At 50.5% G+C, this 25,662-nt stretch carries 22 protein-coding genes; 9 read left to right on the top strand and 13 right to left on the bottom strand.

Annotation, left to right across the window (positions count from 1 at the left end):
* A partial coding sequence (locus PKX57_RS06145) for a ribonucleoside triphosphate reductase (protein ID WP_472416409.1) occupies window positions 1–1,921 on the top strand: 1,921 nt, incomplete at its 5' end.
* Window positions 1,839–2,501, top strand: a complete 663-nt coding sequence (locus tag PKX57_RS06140; protein WP_472413847.1) for an anaerobic ribonucleoside-triphosphate reductase activating protein — start codon at window positions 1,839–1,841, stop codon at window positions 2,499–2,501. The genes PKX57_RS06145 and PKX57_RS06140, both read left to right, overlap by 83 nt.
* A 57-nt stretch (window positions 2,502–2,558) precedes the next feature.
* On the opposite strand, the gene PKX57_RS06135 is transcribed toward PKX57_RS06140, so the two are convergent.
* The 5 genes from PKX57_RS06135 to PKX57_RS06115 all read right to left on the bottom strand — a co-directional run bounded on the left by PKX57_RS06135 (window position 2,559) and on the right by PKX57_RS06115 (window position 7,515).
* Window positions 2,559–3,749: a POTRA domain-containing protein gene (locus tag PKX57_RS06135; protein ID WP_214048766.1), complete on the bottom strand. Its 1,191-nt coding sequence runs from the start codon at window positions 3,747–3,749 to the stop codon at window positions 2,559–2,561.
* 8 nt (window positions 3,750–3,757) lie between these two features.
* Entirely contained in the window at window positions 3,758–5,002 is a 1,245-nt protein-coding gene (locus PKX57_RS06130; RefSeq protein WP_472416407.1) for an ABC transporter substrate-binding protein, read from the bottom strand.
* Window positions 5,003–5,022: 20 nt separating this feature from the next.
* A complete protein-coding gene (locus tag PKX57_RS06125; protein ID WP_213921958.1) occupies window positions 5,023–5,844 on the bottom strand; it encodes an ABC transporter permease subunit in 822 nt (273 codons plus the stop codon).
* Entirely contained in the window at window positions 5,837–6,772 is a 936-nt protein-coding gene (locus PKX57_RS06120; RefSeq protein ID WP_213921957.1) for an ABC transporter permease subunit, read from the bottom strand. Before PKX57_RS06120 ends, PKX57_RS06125 begins: the two co-directional genes overlap by 8 nt.
* A 143-nt stretch (window positions 6,773–6,915) precedes the next feature.
* Window positions 6,916–7,515 carry a methyltransferase domain-containing protein gene (locus PKX57_RS06115; protein ID WP_213921956.1) on the bottom strand — a complete coding sequence of 200 codons (600 nt, stop codon included), beginning with the start codon at window positions 7,513–7,515 and terminating at the stop codon, window positions 6,916–6,918.
* Between the two features lie 140 nt (window positions 7,516–7,655).
* Here PKX57_RS06115 and PKX57_RS06110 point away from each other — a divergent pair, with 140 nt between their 5' ends.
* From PKX57_RS06110 to PKX57_RS06080, 7 genes are all read left to right on the top strand, one after another.
* Window positions 7,656–7,937, top strand: a complete 282-nt coding sequence (locus PKX57_RS06110; protein ID WP_213921955.1) for a hypothetical protein — start codon at window positions 7,656–7,658, stop codon at window positions 7,935–7,937.
* A gap of 326 nt (window positions 7,938–8,263) precedes the next feature.
* Window positions 8,264–8,554 (top strand): DUF5320 family protein, encoded by a 291-nt coding sequence (locus PKX57_RS06105; protein ID WP_213921954.1) that lies wholly within the window; start codon window positions 8,264–8,266, stop codon window positions 8,552–8,554.
* Window positions 8,555–8,558: 4 nt separating this feature from the next.
* Entirely contained in the window at window positions 8,559–8,780 is a 222-nt protein-coding gene (locus tag PKX57_RS06100) for a DUF5320 family protein (RefSeq protein ID WP_213921953.1), read from the top strand.
* Between the two features lie 3 nt (window positions 8,781–8,783).
* Window positions 8,784–9,647, top strand: coding sequence for a P-loop NTPase (locus PKX57_RS06095; protein WP_214048767.1), 864 nt, complete (start codon window positions 8,784–8,786; stop codon window positions 9,645–9,647).
* Complete coding sequence (locus tag PKX57_RS06090; protein ID WP_213921951.1) at window positions 9,635–10,513, top strand: nucleotide-binding protein; 879 nt, start codon at window positions 9,635–9,637, stop codon at window positions 10,511–10,513. Before PKX57_RS06095 ends, PKX57_RS06090 begins: the two co-directional genes overlap by 13 nt.
* Complete coding sequence (locus PKX57_RS06085) at window positions 10,510–10,833, top strand: NifB/NifX family molybdenum-iron cluster-binding protein (protein WP_213921950.1); 324 nt, start codon at window positions 10,510–10,512, stop codon at window positions 10,831–10,833. The genes PKX57_RS06090 and PKX57_RS06085 overlap by 4 nt, the downstream gene beginning before the upstream one ends.
* A gap of 62 nt (window positions 10,834–10,895) precedes the next feature.
* Entirely contained in the window at window positions 10,896–11,345 is a 450-nt protein-coding gene (locus PKX57_RS06080; RefSeq protein ID WP_213921949.1) for a DNA polymerase IV (family X)-like protein, read from the top strand.
* A 6-nt stretch (window positions 11,346–11,351) separates the two neighbouring features.
* Here PKX57_RS06080 and PKX57_RS06075 read toward each other — a convergent pair whose 3' ends face one another.
* The 8 genes from PKX57_RS06075 to rplJ all read right to left on the bottom strand — a co-directional run.
* Window positions 11,352–12,854, bottom strand: a complete 1,503-nt coding sequence (locus PKX57_RS06075; RefSeq protein ID WP_472413846.1) for a carboxypeptidase M32 — start codon at window positions 12,852–12,854, stop codon at window positions 11,352–11,354.
* A 37-nt stretch (window positions 12,855–12,891) separates the two neighbouring features.
* Window positions 12,892–13,770 (bottom strand): ABC transporter permease, encoded by an 879-nt coding sequence (locus PKX57_RS06070; RefSeq protein ID WP_470745851.1) that lies wholly within the window; start codon window positions 13,768–13,770, stop codon window positions 12,892–12,894.
* Entirely contained in the window at window positions 13,763–14,794 is a 1,032-nt protein-coding gene (locus tag PKX57_RS06065) for an ABC transporter permease subunit (RefSeq protein ID WP_213921946.1), read from the bottom strand. The genes PKX57_RS06070 and PKX57_RS06065 overlap by 8 nt, the downstream gene beginning before the upstream one ends.
* Window positions 14,791–16,302 (bottom strand): ATP-binding cassette domain-containing protein, encoded by a 1,512-nt coding sequence (locus PKX57_RS06060; RefSeq protein ID WP_214075383.1) that lies wholly within the window; start codon window positions 16,300–16,302, stop codon window positions 14,791–14,793. The genes PKX57_RS06065 and PKX57_RS06060 overlap by 4 nt, the downstream gene beginning before the upstream one ends.
* 116 nt (window positions 16,303–16,418) lie before the next feature.
* A complete protein-coding gene (locus PKX57_RS06055) occupies window positions 16,419–21,119 on the bottom strand; it encodes a DNA-directed RNA polymerase subunit beta' (RefSeq protein ID WP_472416404.1) in 4,701 nt (1,566 codons plus the stop codon).
* A gap of 40 nt (window positions 21,120–21,159) precedes the next feature.
* Window positions 21,160–24,684, bottom strand: coding sequence for a DNA-directed RNA polymerase subunit beta (rpoB, locus tag PKX57_RS06050; RefSeq protein ID WP_472416402.1), 3,525 nt, complete (start codon window positions 24,682–24,684; stop codon window positions 21,160–21,162).
* 106 nt (window positions 24,685–24,790) lie between these two features.
* Entirely contained in the window at window positions 24,791–25,177 is a 387-nt protein-coding gene (gene rplL / locus PKX57_RS06045) for a 50S ribosomal protein L7/L12 (protein ID WP_213921131.1), read from the bottom strand.
* Between the two features lie 21 nt (window positions 25,178–25,198).
* Window positions 25,199–25,662, bottom strand: a 464-nt coding sequence (gene rplJ / locus PKX57_RS06040) for a 50S ribosomal protein L10 (RefSeq protein WP_472416400.1), incomplete at its 5' end; no start/stop codon positions are given.

Raw genomic sequence — 25,662 nt, 5'->3', positions numbered from 1 at the left:
GGAGGTCGCCAAGGCTTACATTCTCTACAGAACTCACCGCGAAAAGCTCAGAGAACTCAAATCCTCGATGCTTGACTTCTCGGAAACAGTCAACAGCTACCTCAACATGCTGGACTGGCGTGTCAGAGAGAACTCAACCGTGACCTATTCCATAGGTGGTCTAATCCTTCACAACAGCGGAACGGTGACGGCCAACTACTGGTTGAGGGAGATGTACGATCCCCAGATAGGCAACGCCCACCGCGAGGGTGATATTCACATTCACGATCTTTCTATGCTATCTGGCTACTGCGCGGGTTGGAGTTTGAGACAGCTGATTGAGGAGGGGCTCGGAGGGGTGCGCGGCAAGGTATCCTCTTCACCGGCGAGACATCTTTCGACTCTGGTGAATCAGATGGTGAACTTCCTGGGTATCTTGCAGAACGAATGGGCCGGCGCCCAGGCCTTCTCGTCTTTCGACACGTATCTGGCTCCCTTCGTGAAGATAGACAACCTCTCTCTGAAGGAAGTGAAACAGAATATACAATCCTTCGTCTTCGGCGTCAACACGCCTTCCAGATGGGGAACGCAGGCACCCTTCACCAACGTAACGCTCGACTGGACGGTGCCGAAAAAGATGAGAGACGAACCGGCCATAGTGGGAGGGAAGAGACTCGATTTCACCTACGGAGACTGTCAGGAAGAGATGGACATGATAAACCGGGCCTTCCTGGAGATACTCGACGAGGGCGACGCCAACGGACGGGGATTCCAATATCCGATCCCTACTTACAATATAACGAAAGACTTCAATTGGGAAAATGAAAATGCGAAGCTTCTCTTCGAAATCACGAGTAAATACGGAACGCCTTATTTCCAAAATTTCATAAACTCCGACCTGGATCCAGACGATGTTAGAAGCATGTGCTGCAGACTGCAACTGGATAAGCGTGAACTGAAGAGGAGAGGAGGGGGATTGTTCGGCTCGGACGAATTCACCGGCTCGATCGGAGTCGTAACTATAAACCTTCCGAGGATCGCGTATCTCAGCAAGAACGAAACGGAGTTTCTGGAAAGGCTGGCCAGGGTTATGGAGCTGGCCAGCAGGAGCCTGGAAGTCAAGCGGTCGGTGGTGGAAAAGTTGAACGGTGAAGGCCTCTATCCTTATACCCGCAGATATCTAAAGAATTTCGACAATCATTTCTCGACCATCGGGCTGGTTGGAATGAACGAGGCCTGTCTCAACGCACGCTGGATTGGAAAGAGTATAGCCGAAAACGAGGGGTACAACTTCTCTCTGAGAGTGCTCGACTTCATGAGAAATAAAATAATGACCTTCCAGGAGACTACCGGGCACCTGTACAACCTCGAGGCGACTCCGGCCGAATCCACCTCTTATCGCCTGGCCAAGATCGATAAAAAGAAGTTCCCCCAGATAATTACCGCCGGAAAGGATAGCCCATACTACACGAATTCCTCGCACCTCCCGGTGGATTTTACGAGCGATATCTTCTCGGCACTCGACCTTCAGGAGAATCTCCAGCAAAAATACACGGGCGGTACGGTCTTCCACGCTTTTCTGGGCGAGAAGATATCTGACTGGCAGACAACCAGGGAACTCGTGAGAAAAATAGCCGGCAATTACAGAATACCCTACTTCACACTGTCCCCCACCTATTCTGTTTGCCAGACCCACGGGTACCTGAGCGGCGAGCAATACGCTTGTCCAAAATGCGGTGCCGCGACGGAGGTCTATTCAAGAATTACCGGATATTACCGCCCCGTCCAGAACTGGAATATCGGCAAACAGGAGGAATTCAAAAGGAGAAAGGTTTATCAGATAAGGAGAGAAAGCATAGATGAACTTCGCAGGCTGGGAAAGAGTGAGTCTGGTAGATTATCCAGAGAAAGTAGCCCTGACGGTATTTACCTCAAGCTGTAATTTCGACTGTGCCTACTGCCAGAACGAAACGCTCAAGAGGCGAGTAAGCGAAGAATTAAGCGAAGAAACCGTGATAGATTATCTCGATAAGCGCGGAGCTCTGATAGACGCCATCGTTATAACCGGGGGCGAGCCGACTTTGAGGACCGGAGAGCTGATACCCTTCATAGGCCGTCTGAGGGAGCGGGTGCCGGGCAAACTGGTTAAACTCGACACCAACGGCTGGAACCCGGCTCTTCTTGCCCGTCTTATGGAGCGTGTAGATTTCGTAGCTATGGATCTGAAGTCGCTGGATTACTCGCTCTTCTCCGGCGTGTCCATCGAGACCATAAGACAGAGTCTCGATCTGGTCAAAGCCTTCAGAGAACACGAAGTACGGATCACGCTCTACCCTCCCTACATAAAGCGGGAAGATTTCGCGGAACTGGCCGAACTGTGCAGAGGGGCCTCCAGAATCGCCCTCCAGCAGTATCGCAGAATCGAGGGAAACGATCAAGAACCATATCCATCCGGAGTTCTGGAAGAATTTTCCGGGGTTCTTTCAAGGATATCCGGAGCGAAGATAGTTCTGAGAGAATGATGAATCACAGTCATAAAGAAACCGGGGACTACCGTCCCCGGTTTTGTTTGATTTGGACTAACGTAGCTCGAAGTAGAACTTGAACCCGTCACCTCCGAAGAATATCTGAGGCTCGAAAGCGATGCCCAGAGGTGTTCTCCACTCGAAACCTATTCCGATCGACAGTCCGAGGGTTTTATCCGTCCCCGCCACTCCCATAAGATAGAGCTTGGGAATGTAGGCGCTCAGTTCATCGGAGGGGGCTATGCCGAAACTCTCCGTTAGAGGGACTCCGGCTTCCACGGCTTCGAAGACGAAGTGGCCGGGATTGAACGAATAAGCGTTCCAGCCCTTGAGATCGGTGCTGCCACCGATGTAGAACTGCTTCGTTACCGGGGCAGTCCCCAGATAGGTGACCCCGACCCTGGTAGTGCTGAGTATGTATATCCTTCCAATTATCCTGTACCAGAAGTTCAGCTCTGCCGTCTGCTGCAGGTAACTGTATCCCTTGCCGAAGCCGTAGCTGAGGACCGTGTGGCCGTACAGATTGGCCCTCTCCTGCCGGTAATTCTCAACATCGCCGAAGGCTAAGGCACCGCTGATTATCGAGATGGAGTAATCGTTCGCCGGGGAAGCGTCGAAAGTAGCGTTCTCGAAAGTGTAGGAAACTCCGGCCACATAATCGCCGAAAGGATAACTAGCGCCCAGCTTGAACCTGTTCAGGGTCAGTAGAAGATCGGTTTGCCAGGGAACCTCCTTGAAAAGCGTGAGTTCGGTTATGAAATCGATCCCCGTTCCAAGCGCCTGCGCGTATCCAGCTCCAATAGTGAAACCTCCCCAGAAAAGCTGCGGTTGCGGAATAAAACCTAGAAATTTCTTATCGGTGAACCTGAGGAATCGGAGACCTCCGTATATGTTCACTCCCGTTCCGAGCAGATTTCTCTCTCCCACCCCGATCGTCAGATATTGACCGAGGTACGGATAGATCGTATTTGTCTCTTCAACCGTTATCACAAGCCTGTAATCGTTTTCAACGGGTTTGATCTGCATATAGACATCCGTGAAGAGACCGCTATCCTGCAAAGTCCGCTTGGCGCGGTAGATCTTCTCTATGTCGAATTCATCGCCGATTTTCACACCAGAGAGATTCCTCACGGTTGAGGCCAGCGTCTTAACATTACCCTCTACCGTTATTTCCACTATCCTGTTCACTCCAAACAGCGAAACGACTAACACGGCAAATACTGCTAGTACCATCACTCTCTTCATAGTCCACCTCACTTCAAAAGGCCGTTGACTTTCTCAACGGCTTCGTTGAAAGCCTTTTCCGGCTCTGTAACTCCTTTTCTGACCTGTTCGATCGAATCATAGAGTATGTTCCTTATCTCTATTATGTTGGTATGAACGGGTCTAGGTCTGGCAAATTCTATAGACTCGATGGGAGCCTTCAATTGCGGGAAACGCTGCCAGATTAGCTGGATCTCTAGAGACTCCATCGCAGACTTTTTCACCGGCATATACCCAGTCCCCTCGTACCAGAAGAGAGTGTTTTTTTCTGAAACCATCCATTTTAGGAAGGTCCAGGCCGCCTTAACCTTCTCCTCGGAAAGACCCGACATTATAGATAGCGAGGCTCCTCCTAGCGTTGTAGTCCTTTGCTTGTTCTGGGGAAGAGGTGCAACTCCGAGATCCCAGGGGATGTTTTCCAGGGCGTACCTGATCCCACCACTGGTCATCGGTCCCATCGAGATCTTGCCCATGGTGAAAGACTGGATCCCTTCGTCGATGGTAAGATCTATTGGTGAGAGCCCTTCCAGGAACCAACTCTGCCATCTTTCGAGCGCCTCGATTCCTTCGGCCGAATTGATCACGCATTCGGTCATATCTTCGTTGAAAATCTCGCCACCGTTCTGCCAAACGAGAGGCTCGAACTGGTAAAACATGGCGTCAACTCCCCACAGGAGACCATACTGGGACGGTCTGGAATCGGAAGCTTTCTTTATCGTGAGCTTTCTGGCGTACTCTTCCATCTCTTCCCATGTCCTGGGTGGTTTGTCGGGGTCGAGCCCTGCCGCCCTGAAATGATCCTTGTTGTAGAAGAGCATGAGCGCACTTATGTTGAAAGGCAAAGCGTAGGGCTTTCCATCTCTGATGATCGTCGTCCAGAAGTTGTCAACGAAATCCTCCGGGGATATGGCCGGATCGTTCGCCAGAAGCTCGGTAAGATCGAGAAGCGAACCGTCTTTGGTGAAAATCTGTAAATGCTCGATATTTATCATTGAGACATCTGGCCCCTTTCCCGTCAAAAGGGCGGCCTTCAACTTCGTGACCGTATCGTCGTACGAACCCTGAAAGATGGCCTTCACAGTGATTTCGTTCTGAGATCTGTTGAAATCGTTCACCAGCCTGTCTATTATCGGCTTCTGGTAATCCGACATGGAATGCCAGAAGGTGAGAGTCACCTTACCGATACCGGTGAAAACGAGCAATAAGAGAAAAACTGAAGCGATATACTTTTTCATGCCTGACCTCCTTTTCTCTATCAACCTTTAAGACCTGTTAGCGTTATGCCTTTAACGAACTGTTTTTGAGCTATGAAGTAAGCTATCATTATAGGTAGAGTCGCCACGACTGTGGCAGCCATGAACTCGCCCCACTGAATGCCCCCTTCGGATTTGAACATGGCCAGCCCCAGCTGGACGGTGCGCATCTCAGGTTCACTTATCACCAGAAGCGGCCAGAAGTAATTATTCCACGACCACATGAAAGAGAAGATGGCAATGGTTGCCATCGCCGGCCTTGTCAACGGCAAAAAGACGTTAGTCAGTATCCTGAGAGCCCCGCAACCGTCGATCGTGGCGGCATCTTCAAGGTCCTGCGGTATTGTGAGAAAGAACTGCCTGAGGAAGAATATGGAGATCGCCGTCGCTGCGTGCGGTATTATAAGACCCGTGTAGGAATTTTCGAGATTCAGGCTCATGACTACCAGGTACTGCGGGATCATTACCACCTGTTGCGGCACCATCATCGTCGCCAGGAAGGTGTAGAAGAGCAAGTCCCGGCCTTTGAACCTCATTCTGGCAAAGGCGAAAGCGGCCAGCGAGGCCGTCCCCAGCTGAAGAAGCGTCGTGACGCTGGCCACTACGGCACTGTTTAGGAGATACCTGGCGAAAGGCACCTTTCTGAAAACGCTCAGATAGTTCTTGAAAGTGAACTGCCGCGGTAACAGCGAGAACGGGTTTTGAAGAATCTCCCTCAGGTCCTTGAAGGACGTCATCAAAGACCAGAAGAAAGGAAAGATCATCACCAAAGCGCCGGCGATAAGAATTATATACTTAAGCGTCTTGACTCTCCTTCTATTCATAGTGAACCCTTCCTTCGAGAGTTTTCACCTGGAAGGCCGTCATCGAGATCACGAAGATGAAGAGTACGAAGGCCATCGCGGCCGCGTAACCGAAGCGGTAATAGGCAAAGGCCTCTCTATAAAGTCTGAATACCACTACCGAAGTCGTATTCAGCGGACCGCCCTCGGGCGTCATCACCATCACCGGACCGAAGACCTGAAAGGAGTTTATACTGAACATAATCAACAGAAAAAAGGTTGTGGGCGAGAGGAGAGGTATGGTTATCTTTCTGAGACACTGGAATCTAGTTGCTCCGCTCAGAGAGGCGGCTTCGTAATACGTTTCTGGAATTCCCTGCAAACCAGCCAGATAAACCACCATGGCGTAACCGACGTTCTGCCAGATTCCCATGAGTATTATCACAAAAAGCGCCACACTGGGACCCTGGAGTATTTTCGGAAGCTGTATGCCAGTCCAATTGAAGAGGATTTGCATTATTCCTTCGGGATTGGTCAGCCAGTTCACGTAATCCCCTCCCACGGACCTGATGAAATGATTGACATAACCCAGCTCGGTGCTGAAGAGAAAGCTGAACCCCATCCCGGCGGCTATTGGCGAGGTGACTACCGGGAGGAAATAAACAGTCCTGAAAAACCCTATACCCTTCAACGTCGCATCGTTGAGCAGTGAGGCGAAGAGAAAACCCAGAACGAGAGAAAAAGGCAGAACACCGACCATGTAGTAGGCTGTGTACAGCATTGAATCCCAGAATTCTGGGGAACTAAGTATCTTCGCGTAATTTCCCAGGCCCACGAAAGTCATACCGGGCGAGAGGTCCCATTCGTGAAGACTTATAAAGAAGGAGTAAACGAGTGGGTAGAGAAGGAAAAAGAAGATAACCGCCCCTGCCGGCAAAATGAAGAGATATGGAGTTATCCTCTTTCTCATGGTTCATCCCCCAGATCGTACCGATAGAAGATATGAAACACCTGCCCTTCCATTTCTTTCGTCCTAGATAAATACTAACATCTCGGCTCCGCAAATCCACCACCGATAACCGGATTCCTACGAATAAAACGTCGAAGGTTTCTCTATTTGCAACGACATATGTACCAGCCGCTAGTCGCGGAAAGCCTGACTCTATAAACAACGGGATAGAATCTCTTTAGCTCTTCGTACGCAGTAGATACGAAATTCCTGTAATCGCTCCTTTCGAGAAATTCAACGAACGAGACCAGAGGGTTTTTGTTGGGGAAGAATTCGTGAAGGAGCAACTCCTTCTTGCAGATTCTTTTCGTTTCCCCGTAGAACCTGACCCTTCCATCGATTTTGTGTCCGTGTAACACGTAAGAGGCCACCAGGAGATCAAAACTGTTGTCTTCAAAAGGGAGGTCCTCGAAAAAGTCCGCCCGCACAACCCTGACCCCCGTTCCGGCCAGATTTCTCCTGGCTATTCTCACCATCTTATCCGAAGCATCCACGGCTGTTACTTCTATACCTAACTCGCTCAAAGCCCTGGCGAAGGCTCCTGTCCCGCATCCTATGTCGATCGCGCTCTCTATCTTGTCGGCCAGTCTCCAGGAGTTCTCCTTTAGAAGTTTCCTGTAATTCTCCAGCTGCGATCTGAAAGCTATATTATAAAAAGGTGCGATAACTGAAAACATTTTTATGTGGTTCTTTCCTTCACTCATTTTTCTCCCCTCAAAGAGATACTATCAGAAACACGCGATCGATTCAGGTTAATTTTGGAGATAAGAAAATATGGAGTTGACATTCATATATGTTATAGTGTATCATATATGTAGTAAGCATATATATGGAGGTGAATTTTATGGTGTATGGATTTGGTTACGAGAACCGCCTCAGGGAAGGTCATTGCAGGTCTTTTGGATATGGACCCCGTGGCGGAAGAAGGGAACCCGGCTTTGCAAGAGGGTCAGGTGTTTATGGCAGGAGATTTCACCACGATCATCCGGTTACTCCCGAGATGAGACGGGCAAGACTTCAGTTGCGCAAAAGCTATCTGAACTTCAAGCTCGAACTGATCAAGCAAAGGATTCAGGAAGTCGAAAAGAGACTGGAGAACCTGGAACCTCAGTCAAAAGAAGGGTAAAAACATGCCGTGGAAAGATGGAACCGGGCTCAAAGCTCTGGGCCCGATAACAGGTTGGGTGCGGGCAAACCGCCCCCCAACTGTTTTTGTTAGTTAATACGATACTGACCACACTCGCAGCGGAAACAATCTATGAACCTATGGATTAAACTTCTAAAAAACGCAGTGATAAATTCCCCATTTTCGTTTTCCCTTTATTGGGACAAATTCTATAGAAACTCTTGACCGATTAAACTGATTATAAAAATTGTAGAAGTACGGGTTGACTTTAACTTATATAATGTAGTATTATATATGTATATAACATATATATGGAGGTGAATTGAATGCCGTATGGCTTGGGTTACGGGAATCGCTTCAGAGATGGCTCGTGCAGGTCTTTCAGCTACGGTCCCCGGGGCGGAGGAAGAGGCGGAAGACGGCCCGGTTTTGCCAGGGGAATGGGACCCTATGGTAGGGAATTTTATCATGATTATCCAGTCGCTCCCGAAATAGAACGGGTCGATCTTCAGGAATACAGAAGCTATTTGAACGATGAGCTCGAGCTAATCAAAATGGAGATTCAGGAAATCGAGAAAAGGCTGGAGGATCTGGAACCCCAGTCGAAAGGAGAGTGAAACTATGCCATGGAGAGATGGAACCGGACCTTCGGGTCAGGGCCCTATGACAGGTTGGGGAGCGGGAAACTGCGCACCGAAAGACTCTTTGAACGGGTTGGACGTCAATACTGATTACAGAGGGAGAGTGTTTTTAGGTGGGCACTTTTTCCGCCGTGGATCTAGACTTGGATTAGGCTTGGGTACTGGTTACAGAAGAAGCTTCAGGCTCAGGAGATGGTGGTAGGTTTTGGTTATTGCCGTCATAAGCGGCAAGGGCGGTACTGGAAAGACCACTCTCGCCACTAACTTTGCTGAAGTCCTCTCATCCACTCGCAAAGTACAACTACTCGACGCCGATGCCGAAGAGCCTGACGTTCATCTCTTTTTCCAAATCTCAAAGGATTATGAGGAAGAAGTCAGGCTGATGCTTCCGGTGATAGACAAAGAAAAATGCACGTTGTGTGGAGAGTGTGCGAGAAGATGCCAGTTCGGCGCCTTATCGGTCTTTAATACAGGAGTTATGGTATTCAACAACCTCTGTCACGGTTGTGGCCTGTGCACCAACATCTGTCCCGAAGGAGCCATCGGCGAAACTCCGAAGACCATAGGAAGGGTCGAGCTGGGTAGAATAAGCGACAACCTTTATTACGGTATGGGTATCCTTGAAATCGGGGAACCATCACCGGTGAGGATAATCAGGGCCCTTAAGAAGCACATCGACCCGGATAAGGTCGTGATTCTTGATTCTCCGCCGGGAACGTCCTGTCCGGTGGTTGAAACACTGAGAAAGGTTGATTACGCCTTGATGGTGACAGAGCCGACACCCTTCGGGCTGCACGATTTGAAGCTGGCGTTACAGATTGTCAGGGAGATGAAAATTCCCTTTGGTGTAGTCATCAACAGAGATGGCGGAACTTATTCGATGATCGACGAATTCGCCCGCGAAGAAAAGATAGAGATACTTGAGAAAATACCTTTCGAGCGTGAGATAGCGAAAGCATACTCCAACGGTGTGCTCTTCACCGATGTGCTTCCCGAATGGAAGGAACGTTTCGAGAGACTGTACGAAAAAATCCTAAAATCCTTGGGGGTGGTGCGGTGTTCCAGATAGCCATAGTGAGCGGAAAGGGAGGCACCGGGAAGACCACCCTGGCCGGCTCTCTATCTTTTCTCTTCGATAACCATGCGATGGCAGACTGCGATGTCGATGCCCCCAACCTTCACCTGTTGATGGAGACAGAATTGATCTCTTCCTTCGAATACTACGGGGGCAAGAAAGCTGTGATTTCCAACGACTGTATCTCGTGCGGTGTTTGCGAAAAATACTGTCGATTCGACGCTCTGATTCGCGGAGGACCTTACAGGGTCGATCCGTACGCCTGCGAGGGTTGTGGAGCCTGTATCGTCGTCTGCCCGGCAAAGGCAATAACACTCAGAGAAAACAAATCCGGAGATTATTACCTTTCCAGGTTCAACGGCACTCCTCTCGTTCATGCCCTCCTGTACCCCGGCGAGGAGACCTCCGGAGGTCTGGTGGCCGAGGTCAGAAAGCTGGCTATCGCCATTTCCGAAGAAGAGAAGAGAGGTCTGGTTATCATAGACGGAGCACCGGGAATAGGCTGTCCGGCGACCTCTTCCATAACCGGGGTTTCCTACGTGGTAGTGGTTTCAGAACCCACAGTGTCTGGACTGCACGACCTCGAGAGAATAATCGAGACCGTCCGTCATTTCCGGAGGGATTGCGGAGTCGTTATAAACAAATGTGACATTAATCGTGAAAAGACCTCACAGATCGAAAACTGGTGCGGTGCAAATAGAATACAGGTACTTGGAAAGATCCTTTACGATGAGAAAGTCGGCGAGGCTACAATGCTGGGTGTTCCGGTCGTATCGCTCGACGGTTCCGGAGCGGCGGATGGTATAAGAGAGATAAAAAACAAACTGGAGAATATCATGATTTCTGGAGGTAAGAGATGAAGATCGCGGTTCCGGTGAAGGAGAAATCGCTAGACGGCTTTCCCGACGATCGTTTCGCCCGCGGAAAGTATTTTCTGATATACGATCCCGATTCTAAAGAGAAAGAATTCATAGATCTGTCGATAGAGGCCGCACACGGTGCTGGCCCTTTGGCCGTGAACTTTCTGGCGGGCAAAGGCGTGGATACTATAATCGCCTTCCACCTGGGTCAAAACGCTCTTCAAGCGATAGAGGCGGCCGGAATGGCCTTTTTTGAGGCCCGTGACGGAACGGTGCGCGAAAATATCGAGAGGGTTCTGGATCACAGAAACAAAAGGTGAGACCGACGTCCGCCTTGTCTGTATGACCACTTCCGGGATAAAATAGATCCGGGGGTGATGAGTTGAAAAGAGAACAACTCGCCGCGCAGTTCGATCTGCTGTCGAGATTGCTCAGAATCTCCAGGGACAACCCCTTCAAAATCAGGAGCTATGAGTTCGCGGCAAGAACTGTACGTAGCAGGCTTTCCGCCGGGGAGTTGACCGAACAGGAGATCTACGACCTTTCCCGGTTGAAAGGCATAGGCAAGGCCATAACCGAGAAATCGCTCGAGTTCCTGCGCGAGGGAAAGATTTCGAAGATTTCCGAACTTGGCGAGGCGATGCCTCCGGCCATCTTCGAACTCGCTCTAGATGGTACCGTGGATCCTGAAACTATAGCCTTCATGTGGAAAGATGCCGGTCTCGGCGAAAGCGAATCTGTACTGGCTTTTCTGAAAAAGCAGAGAGAAGATCTGAAGTTGAGCCGGGAAGAGCTGGCCAGACTCGAAGAGAGATTGAAAAGAGGGCCCTGAGGCCCTCTAGAGTGAATATATGTTTGAATACTTGTCTTTGACGTACTTTATGAAATATCCGGGATCCAGTTCTTTTCCGGTAACGACTTTCAGCAGTTCTCCAGGGCTGTAACGCCTGCCCTGGCCGTGGATGTTCTCCCTGAGCCAGTGCAACAGGGGCTTCAGATCGCCCTTTTCGATTTTTCTCTCGAGATCTTTTATGTCGCTTTTTGCTTTTGCGTAGAATTGTGCAGCGTAGAGATTTCCGAGCATATAAGAGGGGAAGTATCCTATCATACCAGACGGCCAGTGGATATCCTGCAGCACACCCTCGCTGAAGTTGGCCGGTTCGATTCCGAGATACTCTTTCATCTTTTCGTTCCACCTGGCCGGAAGCTCTTCCACCTGTATATCGCCTTTCATCAAACCCTCTTCAAGCTCGAATCTCAGCATTATATGGAAGTTGTACGTCACTTCGTCGGCCTCGATCCTTATCAAGGAGGGCTTAACGTTGTTGACGCTTCTATAGAACTTCTTGAGGGGCACGTTTTTGAAATTCGAAGGGTAGGCCTTCTGAATGTGCGGATAGAAGAATTTCAGAAACTCTTTGCTGCGTCCCACAATGTTTTCCATCATTCTCGACTGGGATTCGTGAATACCCAGAGATGCCGCTTCGTACAGAGACGTACCCTTCAAATGGACGGGCAATCCCTGCTCGTATATGGCGTGGCCCCCTTCGTGAAACGAACCGAAAAGCGACGGAGTGAATTCGTCTGGCGGATACTTGGTGGTAACCCTGACATCGCCAACCCCTATACCTATTGTGAAGGGATGAACTGTCTCGTCCAGCCGGCCGGCCCCAAAATCGTAACCGATGAATTTGAGGGCTTTGTGACTCAACTTCTCCTGGGTCTTTCTCGGAAACCTTCCCTTTAGCAGATCGGTTTCGGGAGCCTTTCCCTCCTTCATGAGCCTTTTCAGGAAAGGCACCAGCTCCTTCTTGAGGGGCTCTATTATTTCGCGCAACCTCTTCGCGGTCATACCCTCCTCATAACCTTCCAGAAGGGCATCGTAAGGGTTTTCAGCATAGCCATAAAGATTGGCCATCTCTCTGGAAAGACTCACGATTTCTTCGAGGTAAGGGGCGAAGCCTTCGAAATCGTTTTCCGCCCGGGCCTTTTCCCAGGCTTTCTCACTCCTGACGGTCAGCACCGCGAATTTCTGATAAAGCGCCGGCGGAATCGCCCTGGCCCTTTCGAAGGCTTTGGCAGAGACTCTCACTATGGCCTTTTCCTCATCGTTGAGAGAGTTGTACGTCTCCGGCTGTCTAAGATTTTCCAGGATCGACCCCAGTTCGTCCGAGACTCTCTTTTTGAAGGCCAGTGTAGATATATAACCTAGAGCTTCTGCGCGCATTTCGTTGCCCATGGGTGGAAGATACGTACGCATGTCCCAGGCCATGAGAGCGACCGCGCTGTTAAGAAAGGAAAGTTCCGTGTACCGGGAGTTCAGTTCTTCGATCAGACTCACTTTCGCACCTCCAATTTTCGCAATTATATCATGCTGTTCACTCGTGTTTTTTACCCTCCAACATCGCTCTTCGATCTGGGAAGATCGCAACTATTAGAAAGGAAACGAAATAAGGTATCGTCAACAGCAGTTTAGGGGAGATCTGCGTCGATACCTGAAGGAAAATAGACAGTTCCGTCACGAAACCGAGCATCAGGGCCGAGAAGCCGATCAGAAAAGGTCTATCTCTCCCCATTATTACCGCCACCAGCGCTATCCAGCCTCTGCCACCGGACATATTGGCCACGAAGAGTCCCAACGGCAAAGAAAGCGACGCCCCGGCCAGTCCGGAGAAAACACCTGCGATAATAAAGGATACCAGTCTCACTCTGTTGACATTGACACCCGAGTAGTAGGCACTCTCCTCGTCGATGCCACAGGCTATCAGCTTCAATCCGAACGAGGTTTCCCTCAGAACGAACAGCAAGAGCAACGGCGAAGCGATCGCCAGATAATCGAAGAAGTTCAGGTTGTTGAGAAATCCCAGAAAGTCCAGACTCGAAACGGCCGGGCGTGGCGCTTCCGGGAAGACCACGGTTCCTTTGCTCCTGAACCATAGATCGGCGAGCATTACGGTGAGACCTCCGGAGAGAAGGTTGGTGGCTATCCCGGTGATGTACAGGTTCGCCCTCATGTACCTGACCATTACGAAAATCAGCAGAGAGACTGCAATCGATGTTGCAATCGCCGCGAGAGTACCGACTACAACGCTGGAAGTCGCCGATGATACGACAACCCCCGAGAAGGCGGAAAGAAGTATCATGCCTTCGAGACCGATGTTCAACCAGCCCGAAAGCCTTGTCACAAGACCGCCACAAGCGGCGAGAACAATCGGGGTCGCGTTTCTCAGTGTATCGTTCACAAAGGCCTCAATCAACCTTCCGTCCCCCTTTCATAAAAGAGAGTACGGCTTCGGCAGTTACCAGATAGAACACCACCGACTGGACAATCCTGGATATCTCGGGTGTAAGACCGGCTTCGAACGAGGCTATCTGCGCGCCGCTTTCGAGATAGGCAAAGAAAAGTGCCGCCGGTATGACTCCCAGAGGATGGTTCCTTGCAATGAGAGCGACTGCGATTCCGTTCCAGCCGTAACCCCCGGAGAAACCCCTCAGGACTCTCCCGTGAACGCCAAGCACATCTACTGTACCGCCTACGGCGGCCAGTCCTCCGCTGAGAAACATAGACCAGAAATAAACGGCCTTCACGTTTATACCGCCGTAGTAGGCGAAGATGGAACTCTTGCCCGTCACGCGAAAATCGTATCCCGGTCTGCTCCTGAACATAAAGGCCCAGAGCAGAACCGCCGTGATCAGGGCCAGGAAGAGCCCCGAATGAAGACTCGAAGGTTCCAGAATTCTGGGTAAGATGACTTCCTTTCCAAGACTCGTGGAAGCCGCCAAACCCGAGGGTCTATCGTTGAAGGGACCTTCTATTATGTAATCGACAACCAGTACTATCCCGTTGCTCAGCAGGAGCGAGGAGATCAACTCGTTCACACCTCTGAAGCCTTTCAACAGCCCGGAAATTCCGGCAACCAGGGCTCCTGAGAGAAAGCCGGAGAGCAAAACCACAGGTACCACTATAAGTGGAGAGGTACCTCCCATACGAACACCTATATATGTTCCCGTCAGCGCTCCGAGATAGACCTGGCCTTCAAGACCGAGATTGAAACTCGAGCTTGAGAAGGCAATGGACGCCGCAAGTCCAGTGAAGATCAGTGGGATCGAGGCTGAGAGTAAGTTCCCGAAGTAGAAGGTGTTTGTGAAAACGGAAAGAAAGAAGGCGGAGGTTGCCTCGAGCGGTTCCTCCTCCGTCAAGACAATCACTACAAATCCAACGGCCAGGGCGATTGCGAGAGTGAAGAGCGCCCTTGCAACTGTAAACGCTCTCCCTTTCACGTACTCTCCACCCCTGCCGCTCCCTGGAGATAACGGTTCAACATCGATCTCCCGATTTTTCCCGCGTTCGGCAGATCTATAACTACCTCGCCGTCGTACATGATTAATATCCTGTCGGCTATTGAGATAGCCTCGTCCAGGTCTCCTGTGAAGAGAACTATGGAGAGGTTCTGCTTGAGAGAGAGAAGCGTTCGGTGTACCATCCCGGCGTGTTTGACATCCAGTCCTCTGGTCGGCTCGCTCAAGAGTATCAATCGGGGATTACCGGAGATCTCTCTAGCCAGTATCGCCTTCTGTAAGTTGCCACCAGAGAGTGTTCCTGCCTGGTCATCCAGAGAAGAGTATTCGACCCCGTAGGTCGAAAGTAGCTCGCGGGTCCATGTTTTCAACGGTTTTTCTTTTAGAAAGAATCTATCCCGGACCCTGTTTAGAACAACGTTATCTATTATCGAAAGGCCCGGACAGCTCGCGGTCGTATCCCTGTCACCTATCAGGGCTACAACTCCGATCTTTCTGAGATCGGCCGGCGTCCAACCGGTTATATCTGTATCTTCGAGGTAAACACGCCCCGAAAGAACTCTTCTCATGCCAAATAAGCTCTCGATAAGCTCTTCCTGGCCGTTTCCAGAGATACCGGTTATAACGAGTATCTCGCCCGCTCTGGAGACGAAGGAGACGTTCTTCACCGCTATCAGGTTTCTGTACCGACCCTCAACATCTAGCGATTCGACCCGAAGAACCTCTCCGGTGGCCGTTGTCTTTCGACCGCTGAATCCAGATGCCGCCAGGTCCTCTCCAGCCACCAGGGTTCTTAGCGACCTCTCCGTCACTTCTCCTTTGAGGAAAGTTCCGGTTATTTTTCCCTTAGCCATGATCGAGATTCTGTCGGCGATTCGATAGGCTTCCTGCAGTTTATGAGTTATAAAAACCACCGTTTTTCCGCCTTCTTTGAGCCTGGCTATGATATTCATCAATTCTTCTCTGTCGTTATCGGGGAGAACGGCCGTCGGTTCATCGAAGACTATCAATTCCGGAGACCTGATCAGTACACGAAGAATCTCGACCTTCTGCCTCTGAGCTATCGATAGATCTTCAACCCTGACGGGGAGTTCTATACCCAGACCGAACCTATGAACGGCTTCTTCGATCGTCTTGCGGCCTTTCTTGCGCTCAAAGCCCGATAAATCCATACCCAGAAGTAGATTCTCACCAACCGTTAGTTGCGGTATTACTCTCAGCTTCTGTGAAACCAGACCGACACCGGCCCGGATGGCGTCAACGGGATTGGCCGGAGAGTAGTTCCTGCCCTTCATAAACATCTCGCCGTCATCGGCCCTCTCGATCCCGGCAATTATCTTCATCAATGTGGTTTTTCCCGCCGCGTTCTCACCCAGAAGCACGTTCACCTCTCCGGCGTATGTATCCAGAGAAACACCGTCGAGGGCTCTGACTCCGTTGCTTCTATAGGTTTTTTGAACATTGCGCACGCTTAGGAATATCTCTTCCAACCGACTCACCATTTCCCGACTTTCCGGCAAATTTCATATGCTCATTGATAATGTTACCATCAAAGAATAAAAAAGCGGGAAGCCGTTTTTCAGCTTCCCGCAACAGGATTATCTTTTCAGGCCAGCTCTTCTTCTTCGAACTGCGCAGATACGGCCGCTTCTTCGACCTGTAGATTCGCGTACATATCGAGACCGGTTCCGGCCGGTATCAACTGCCCAACTATCACGTTCTCCTTGAGGCCTAGCAGATAGTCGCACTTGCCGGCTACGGAGGCCTCGGTAAGAATCTGCGGTGTTTGCTGGAACGATGCGGCGGATAGCCAGCCTTCACTTTCCAGAGAGGCCTTGGTTATTCGCAGGAGCTTCCTCTTGAACTTCATGAGATCTTTTGGCATTATCTGCACCCTTTTCTCGGGAATAACGGTGTCCGGATTCAGATCTTCGATCAACTTTTGGTATTGATCCTCTTCGACATCGTATATCGAGATCTGCTTGACACCGCTCTTGAGGATCTTGCCAAGAAGTTCTTCGGTTATCGGCTCACCTTCGGAAGCGATTTTCTGAATCTTCCCATCTGCATCTTCTCCCAGAACCCTTCTGGCAAGTCTCTTGTCCATAACATACTCTCTGTTTTCCTGAACCTTACTGTTGGCCTCTTCAATCGTCTTGTTTATCTTTCTAACCTCTACTATGTCCAGAAGATCGCCTGGCAGGAAATCGGTATCCCCCGGGTCGGTTAGCTCGACCTTCGAAAGCATCTGTCTTATTATCAGCTCGAAATGCTTGTCGTGTATCTCGACACCCTGTTCGGCGTAGACCCTCTTGATCTCTGTGAGGAGGTAGAGGGCAGTCGGGACAAGACCCAGTTTTTCCATCAGTTTCCTTGGTCTGACGGTTCCGGTAGTGATCGCTTCTCCTTCGACGACTTTATCTCCGATCTCTATCTTCGGCTTGATGGCCGATGAGAGATCGTACTCGCTGATACGGCCGTCTTTGGTCTCGACGTAAACCTTGCGTCTTCCCTTTTCGTCGGACACCAGATCTTTTACGAAGCCTCCGTCGTCCTTTTCTATGAAGAGGGCCTCGGGATCCTTGAGTTTCTTTCGTGCCTCGAAAAGCTCTTCGGCCCTTGGAAGACCTCTGGTTATATCCTGTCCGGTCGCGATGCCTCCGGTGTGGAATGTTCTCATAGTCAACTGTGTACCTGGTTCGCCGATCGACTGCGCCGCAACGACTCCTACGGACTCGCCGACGTTCACGATCTCGTGGTTTGAAAGATCCATTCCATAGCACATCGCACAGACACCGTTGTCTGACTCGCAGGTCAGAACCGATCTCACCTTGATCAACGGTCTCACAAGGATTTTCCCGGTTTCGTTGGCCTGAAGTTTCTTGGCGGTCAGTTCATCTATCTTTTCCTGGTATTTGACAATCGTTTCATTGTTGCCGTTCTTCACCGTAGTGCCTGCGAACACCTGTCCTACACACGGGTAGGTCATCACTTTTACCTCTCCGAGATCGGAGTTCTTTAGCTGGTGAAGAAGATCGCTGCCTATGTGGGTACCGGACTTATGAGACTTTTCACCGAGCTTTATATCCTCGTTGAGCTCGGTGTAGCTCGCCAGTCTGGTCACCTTGGACAGGTTCAGAACGTCTTCGCGTACCACATCGACTTCCGTGCTGAAACTCGAGAGGAAGGAGGCGTCTTCGTCCCTTATCATGGTGTCTCGCGAGTACTCCTTACCGGTTTTTGAGTTCTTCAGCACCTTACCGGTTCTGGGGTCTATAACGTCGGTTGCGAGAACCCTTCCAAAGAGGAAATCCTCCAGCTTCTCTATCGTGACGCCGTCGGCCAGGAGCTCTATCGCTTCGATCCCTTCGTGGGTACCGCAGTTGGGCGTTGTAACGGTTATCGTTTGAGAAACATCTACCAGTCTCCTGGTCAGATAACCTGCGAACGAGGTCCTCAAGGCAGTATCGGCAGAACCCTTTCTGGCGCCGTGCGTCGAGGTGAAGAACTCGAGTTCTGTCAAACCGTCTCTGAAGTTCGACTTTATCGGAACTTCTATGGTCTTTCCGGAAGGATCGGCCATCAATCCTCTCATCCCCGCCAGTTGCTTGAGCTGGTCTATGTTTCCTCTCGCACCCGAATCGACCATCATGAATATCGGGTTGAAGGGGTACTTCTCGAATTCGCTGTAGGTCTTGTCCATGATATCGCCCGTGGTGTCCGACCAGATACGGATTATCTCCTGACTCCTGCCCTCATCGGTCAAAAAGCCCGATCTGTAGAGACTCTCGACCTGGTTGACCCTCTTCTGGGCAGCCGCGATTACTTTGTCTTTTTCAGGATATACGACTATGTCCTTTATCGAGATGGTCAGACCGGAGTAAGTGGCGTAGTGGAAACCCAGCGACATCATGTCGTCGAGAAGATTGGCCGTTCTGTCTATTCCGTATTCGTGGAAACAGTCGTAGATGAGTTTCTTTATTGCCTTCTTGTTGAACTTCTTCGAATAGTCTCTCAACTTCTCTGGCACGATCGTGTTGAAGATTATTCTTCCGACCGTTGTGAGCGTGAGTTCACCGACCGTGGGATCGGGGTCCAGTTTGACCAATATAGGATCGTGCAGAGATATGAAACCTGTATCGTAGGCCATGAGAGCTTCGCCTGTCGAGGAAAACTTCCAATCCACCCACTCAAGCGCTTTTTCTCTGACCCTTCTCCTCGCCTCGACTCTGGTTACTTTCTCATCCTTCAACAGTTGAGCGTAGTAACCCATTATTTCTTTTTCCATCTTCTCGTACTGCTGATCGACGGTCGTGAGATAGTAAACCCCGACTATTATGTCCTTTCCCGGCATCGAGATCGGTTTGCCACTGGCCGGTGAAATGACGTTGTAGCGGCTGAGCATAAGGAACTTCGCTTCCGCCTGGGCAGCGGCAGAAAGTGGCACGTGTACGGCCATCTGGTCTCCGTCGAAATCGGCGTTGAACGGAGCGCAAACCAATGGGTGAAGCTGTATGGCGTTTCCTTCGACCAGTCTGGGTATGAAGGCCTGAATCGAGATCCTGTGGAGCGTAGGAGCCCTGTTGAGAAGCACGGGATGTCCTTTGATGACATCTTCAAGCACTTCCCAGGCTTCCGGCATTTCCTTCTCTATTATCGTTTTCTTGAGCTTTCTCGCGGTCTTGCTCGACTCGCTACCATGAAGCAGCCTGGAGAGAACGAAGGGTTTGAACAGCTCCATCGCCACTCTCTTGGGGATTCCACACTCGTGTATCTTCAGATCCGGTCCTACAACGATAACGGCTCTACCGGAATAATCGACTCGCTTACCGAGGAGATTCCTTCTGAACCTTCCCTTCTTTCCTTTGACCAGATCCGTCAGAGATTTCAAAGGCCTTCCCGATTTGTCGGACACGGCCTTTCCAACCCTTCCGTTGTAGATGAGCGAATCGACGGCCTCCTGGAGCATCCTCTTTTCGTTTCTGATTATTATGTCGGGGGCTCCGATCTGTAAGAGTTTGGCAAGCCGGTTGTTTCTGTTTATAACTCTCCTGTACAGGTCGTTGAGATCGGTAGTGGCGAACCTTCCGCCTTCGATCTGGATCATGGGTCGTAGATCCGGTGGAATGACCGGCACAACGTCCATCACCATCCAGTCGGGCCTGTTCTTGGAAGCTATGAAATCCTTGATGTATTTGAGCCTTCTGAGAAGCTTAAGAGCCCTCGCGCTGCTCTTGGGTATAGACTTCAACTCGTGTTCTATGGCCACCTGCAACTCCTCGAGATCCATTCCCTGAAGCAGCTTCTTTATCGCGGCAGCTCCGTAATCGCAGGTGATTTTCCCCGGATAGAGTTCCCTGTAGGCTTCGTACTCGTTTTCGATGAGCACCTCGCCAACCGCTCGACCGGTCTCCTCGGCAACGGACGGATCGATCTCGGTTATTATCACTATCGGCCTGTCGCTTTCGGTATCCGTTTCCACTTCGAACTTGCCGGGATAGTATTCATCGAAGACTCTATACTCCGTAGAAGAGAGGACCTCGTCTTCGAAGAGGAAGCGATCGGCCAGAGTGTCTCCCTTGTGGACTTCATCTCCGTTCTGTACGTAGACCAGAGAGCCTTCGAAGGTGGGGTACTTCTTCTCTATACCGGTTTCATCCCTGATGATTATCCAGTTCATCTCTCTCTGCGTGTTGCTGTCGATTCTTTCGATCGTTACCTTACCATCTATCTCTGTGGTAACCGGACCCTGCGGAGACTTGACTTTGTAACCCTGTTCCACTTCGAAATCCAGTTTCTTGGTGTATATCTCGTATTCGGTCTGATACATCGTCATGCCCGAGAAGAAATCGGTTTCTTTCGGGTTGGTAACGACATAAAGCCTTTCGATGACTCTTTTGGAGCCATAATAGATTATGTTTTCCAGATCTTTGGCCGGTATGTTCAGAAGAGAAGAGAGAACGCTCGGCGCGCTCTTCAGGTACCAGACGTGTGTAACTGGCGCAGCCAGTTCGATGTGACCCATTCTTCTTCTTCTGGCCTCTTTGGACTCGACCCTCACTCCACACCTTTCACAGATGGTGCCCTCGTACTTCTTGCCCTTGTACTTTCCGCAAGTACATTCGTAGTCTTTGGTCGGTCCGAAAATCTTCTCGCAGAAGAGTCCATCTCTTTCGGGCTTGAAAGTGCGGTAATTGATCGTCTCCGGTTTCTTTACCTCACCGCTCGACCAGCCTCTAATTCTCTCCGGCGAGGCGATGTTTATCTGGAGAGTGTTGACTTTTCTTTTATACGTGCTCACAGGCATCTGCTTCCCTCCTTGAGGGGTAGCTCCCTTCTATTTATCTTCATAATTTATCCACATCCAGTTCGACGCTGTTCTGGTCGAAGACCTTAACATCCAGAGAGAGACCCTGGAGTTCCTTTATCAACACTTTGAAGCTCTCGGGAATTCCCGGTTCCGGTATGTTAATACCCTTCAATATAGCCTTGTACACATCGTTTCTGCCTTTTATATCGTCGGACTTTATGGTCAGCATTTCGTTGAGTGTGTGGGCCGCTCCGTGGGCTTCCAGCGCCCATACTTCCATTTCTCCAAATCTCTGGCCACCGAAATGAGCCTTTCCTCCAAGCGGTTGCTGGTGAATCAGTGAGTAAGGGCCGGTGGAACGGGCGTGGATTTTGTCTTTGGCTATGTGCACTAGCTTGAGCATATACATGATTCCAACGACGACCGGGTAGTCGAACGGTTCGCCGGTTCTACCATCTCTCAGAGTCACTTTGCCAGACTTCTGCCCCTCACTGTCCCCTTCGTCTAAACCGAGCTCTCTTCTCACATGGTAAAGCTCCGTCATTATCTCTTCTTCGGTTGCACCGTCGAATATTGGAGTCGCGAAGTACCTGTTGGTAAGCTTTCCGAGCCAGCCCAGATGAGTCTCCAGAACCTGTCCCACGTTCATTCTAGAAGGAACGCCGAGCGGAGAAAGCACTAGCTGAATGGGTGTACCATCTGGAAGGAAGGGCATATCTTCCTTTGGAATAATGTTAGAAACGACGCCTTTATTTCCGTGGCGACCGGCCAGCTTGTCTCCGACATCAAGCGGCTTTCTGATGCCTACGAAGACTTTGACGAGTTTGTTGATACCCGAACCAAGTTCCGAGACTTCCTCCTTGTCGAAGACCTTCACGTCGATCACCCTGCCTTCGACACCGTGCGGGAGTTTCAGTGAAGAGTCCTTGACATCCCTACCCCTGTCTCCGAAGACGGACCTGATTATCTTCTCCTCAGGCGTAGTCTCGGACTCTCCCTTGGGTGTTACCTTACCGACGAGGATATCCTGCGACGTCACGTAAGCTCCCACCCTCACGATTCCGCTTTCGTCAAGATTTTTGAGCGACTCCTTCGAAACGTTCGGGATATCGGCAGTGATCTCTTCGGGTCCCAGCTGGGTATCTCTGGCGATCGTTTCGTACATCTCCACGTGTATCGTGGTGAATGTATCCTCACCGAGGAGCTCCTGGTTCACCAGTATGGCGTCCTCGAAGTTGTAACCCTCCCAGGGCATGAAGGCCACCAGAACGTTCTTTCCAAGGGCCAGCTCGCCCATATCCGTCGAAGGGCCGTCGGCTATTGGATCTCCTTCTTTGACGATCTCTCCGACCGATACTATGGGTCTCTGATTAACGGCCGTGTCCTGGTTCGTTCTGACGAACTTGTGGAGAAGGTACTCATCTTCTATCGGTTTTCCGTTGATATCCAGAACCGGTTCACTTTTTTCATCCAGTCTCTGAATGGATATTTTTCTTCCATCGACCTTGTTCACACGGCCGCCGTGCTTTGCCAGAACCACGTAGCCGGAATCTCTGGCGGCGACACCTTCGACACCCGTACCGACTATAGGCGCCTCGGACTTGACTACCGGAACGGCCTGTCTCTGCATGTTAGAACCCATTAGAGCCCTGTTGGCATCATCGTGCTCGAGGAACGGTATCAGGGAGGTCGAAATCGATACGATTTGTTTGGGGGAAACCGACATATAATCGACATCCTCCTTCTTGACGTACCTGACCTCACCGGCGTACCTTATCTCTACACTGTCGTCGGCAATTTTGCCGTTTCCGTCCATCTTCACCGTCGAGTGCGCTATGTTGTACCTCTCCTCTTCGTCGGCCGCCAGATACACTATGTCGTCGGTGACCTTTCCCTTTTCAACCTTCCTGTAAGGTGTGAGGAGGAATCCATACTTATCTATCGTCGCGTACGTGGCCATCGATGTCATAAGACCTATGTTCGCACCTTCGGGAGTCTCTATCGGACACATCCTCCCGTAATGAGAGTGATGCACGTCTCTGACTTCGAACCTGGCGTGCTCCCTCTTCAATCCACCGGGACCGATGGCCGAAAGTCTTCTCTTGTTCGTCAGCTCGGCAAGTGGATTGACCTGGTCCATGAACTGCGACAGCTGGCTGGTGGCGAAGAACTGGTGGAGCGTGGTCATCAGGGTTCTCACATTCACCAGACTCTGAACAGTTATCTTGTCGAAGGAAGTATATATGGTCAACTTCTCCTCGAGGAGTTTGTGGATCTTTATAAAGGCTTTTTCGAACTCCGTTTCCATAAGCTCTCCGACGGTTCTGACCCTCTTGTTCCCGAGATGGTCCTTGGTGTCAAGCAGTTCGGGACGGCTCTCTATCTCGGTCAGGTGTCGGGCTGCCAGAACTACGTCCAGCGGTGTCAGCATGCCCGATGATTCCGCATAATCGGTGTCTTTGCTCACCTTTTTACCTTCCACTTCCCTAAGGTAATCCTGGTAAACCTTCTTCAGTCTGGCGTTTACCTTGTATCTGCCGACATCGGAAAAATCGAATCTGTCGGGACTGAAATAGAGGTTGTTTATGTAGCTCTTGGCGGCGTTTATCCTGGGAATTTCTCCCGGTCTGAGTTTTCTGAAGAGCTCTATGAAGGCGTCGTCCTCGCTCATACCCTGCCCGTAGGTCTTTTGCAGCGCGAGATAAGTTCTCATGGCTATGGGTAGAGGAAGGCTGACGGTCTTGACATCGGATTCGACGATTTTCGCTATCATCTCTTCGGTCAGCGGCTTTCCCTTCTCGGCTATCACTTCTCCGCCGGGGGTTCTGATCTCCTTCAGAACCATACTGCCGACATTGGCCAGGAGTTCGTCCTCGTCGGTAGCGTCTATCACGTTTTCGAAAAGCTTCAACAGCTCAACGTCATCTTCATAGCCCAGAGTCTTCAAGAAGACGAAGAAATTCAGCTTTCTTCTTCTGTCGATTCTGGCCTGCATTATCTGCTTGTTTGGATTTAAAAGAATTTCGAACCAGGCGCCCTTCACCGGAAGAAAGTGGGCAACATATATGGGGAGGGAACCCGAGGCTGCTTTCGTAGGTTCATCGACGAAGTAAACGCCGGGAGATCTCACCAGCTGATTGACGATGACTCTTTCCGCGCCATTGATTATGAAGGAAGCGTTATCGGTCATGTAGGGAAGGTACCCGAAGAAAGCTTCCTCTTCTTTGATCTCTCCGGTGTAAAGATCGGTGATTCTCACAGTTACGTACAGGGGTACCGAGTAAGTGAGACCCTTATCTTTGCACTCCTGTATGGAATGCTTCGCCTCACCTATACGGGTTGCAACGAAATCCAGCGAGAAGCCTTTTTCACCCTTCTTGAGATCAGATCTCTGGATCTGCGACTTGATGGGTGAATACTTCTTCAGAACACTCAAAAGCCCTTCATCGATGAACCTGTTGAAGGAACGAGTCTGGATCTCAATGAGATTCGGGATTTCAAGAGGTTCATAAACTCTTCCAAAGACCCACCGCTCTCTTTTGCCAAAATTGGCCTTTCTCATCAGATCACCTCTCGTACATTTAAGCACACCAAACCCACATCAGAGAAACTCTCTGATGTGGGTGTAGAAAATTATATCGAAACTATGTAACCAATCAATTGCCTAATTACTTCAGTTCGACTTCGGCGCCGGCTTCTTCAAGTTGCTTCTTGAGCTCTTCAGCCTCTGCCTTCGGCATATTCTCCTTGACTACACCTTCAGGTGTACCGGCCTTCTCGACTAGATCCTTGGCTTCCTTGAGACCCAACCCGGTGATGGCCCTTACAACCTTGATAACATCTATCTTCTTCGCACCGAAGGACTTCAGGACAACCTTGAATTCAGTCTGCTCTTCTTCTTCCTCAACGGCTGCTCCGCCGGCTACCGGGGCTGCCGCCACCGCTACTGGTGCCGCCGCGCTGACACCAAACTCTTCTTCCAGGGCCTTTACAAGTTCCGCAAGCTCGGCCACCGTCATTGCTTTTATTGCGCTAATGAGTTCTTCCTTAGTCATCTTACCACACCTCCGTCTTTATTATTCTGCTTTTTTATCTTTAATTGCGTTCAACGCGTACAGGAATTTCGTGAGTACGCCATTCAAAGTGTAAACCAGCCCGGTTATCGGGGCGGCAAAACCGCCGACTACCATAGCAATCAACTGGTTTCTCGATGGCAGCTTGGAGAGTTCGATAGCCCGGTCTCCCCTGAAGAAGCCTCTCTCGAGATACCCGCCTTTGATTATCGGGAGAATCTTGTTGCTCTTGTTGAAATCGATCATTATCCTCAAGGCCGAAACGGGATCTTCGTCGTCGATCGTGAGAACGGCCGTCGTACTCGAAACGGTATTCATCCATTCCGATTCCTCATAGCCGGCGTTGGCGAGGGCAAGCCTGACTAGCGTGTTCTTCGTTACGCTGAACCTGGCCCTGTCGCCGTAGTTCTCATAAAGCTTGTCTCTGAACTGGGTTATCGCATCGACTTTCATTCCCTTGTATTCAG

This window comes from Mesotoga sp., from assembly GCF_035363035.1.
Classification (GTDB): Bacteria; Thermotogota; Thermotogae; order Petrotogales; family Kosmotogaceae; genus Mesotoga.
This window is presented reverse-complemented; position numbering and strand designations above follow the sequence as displayed.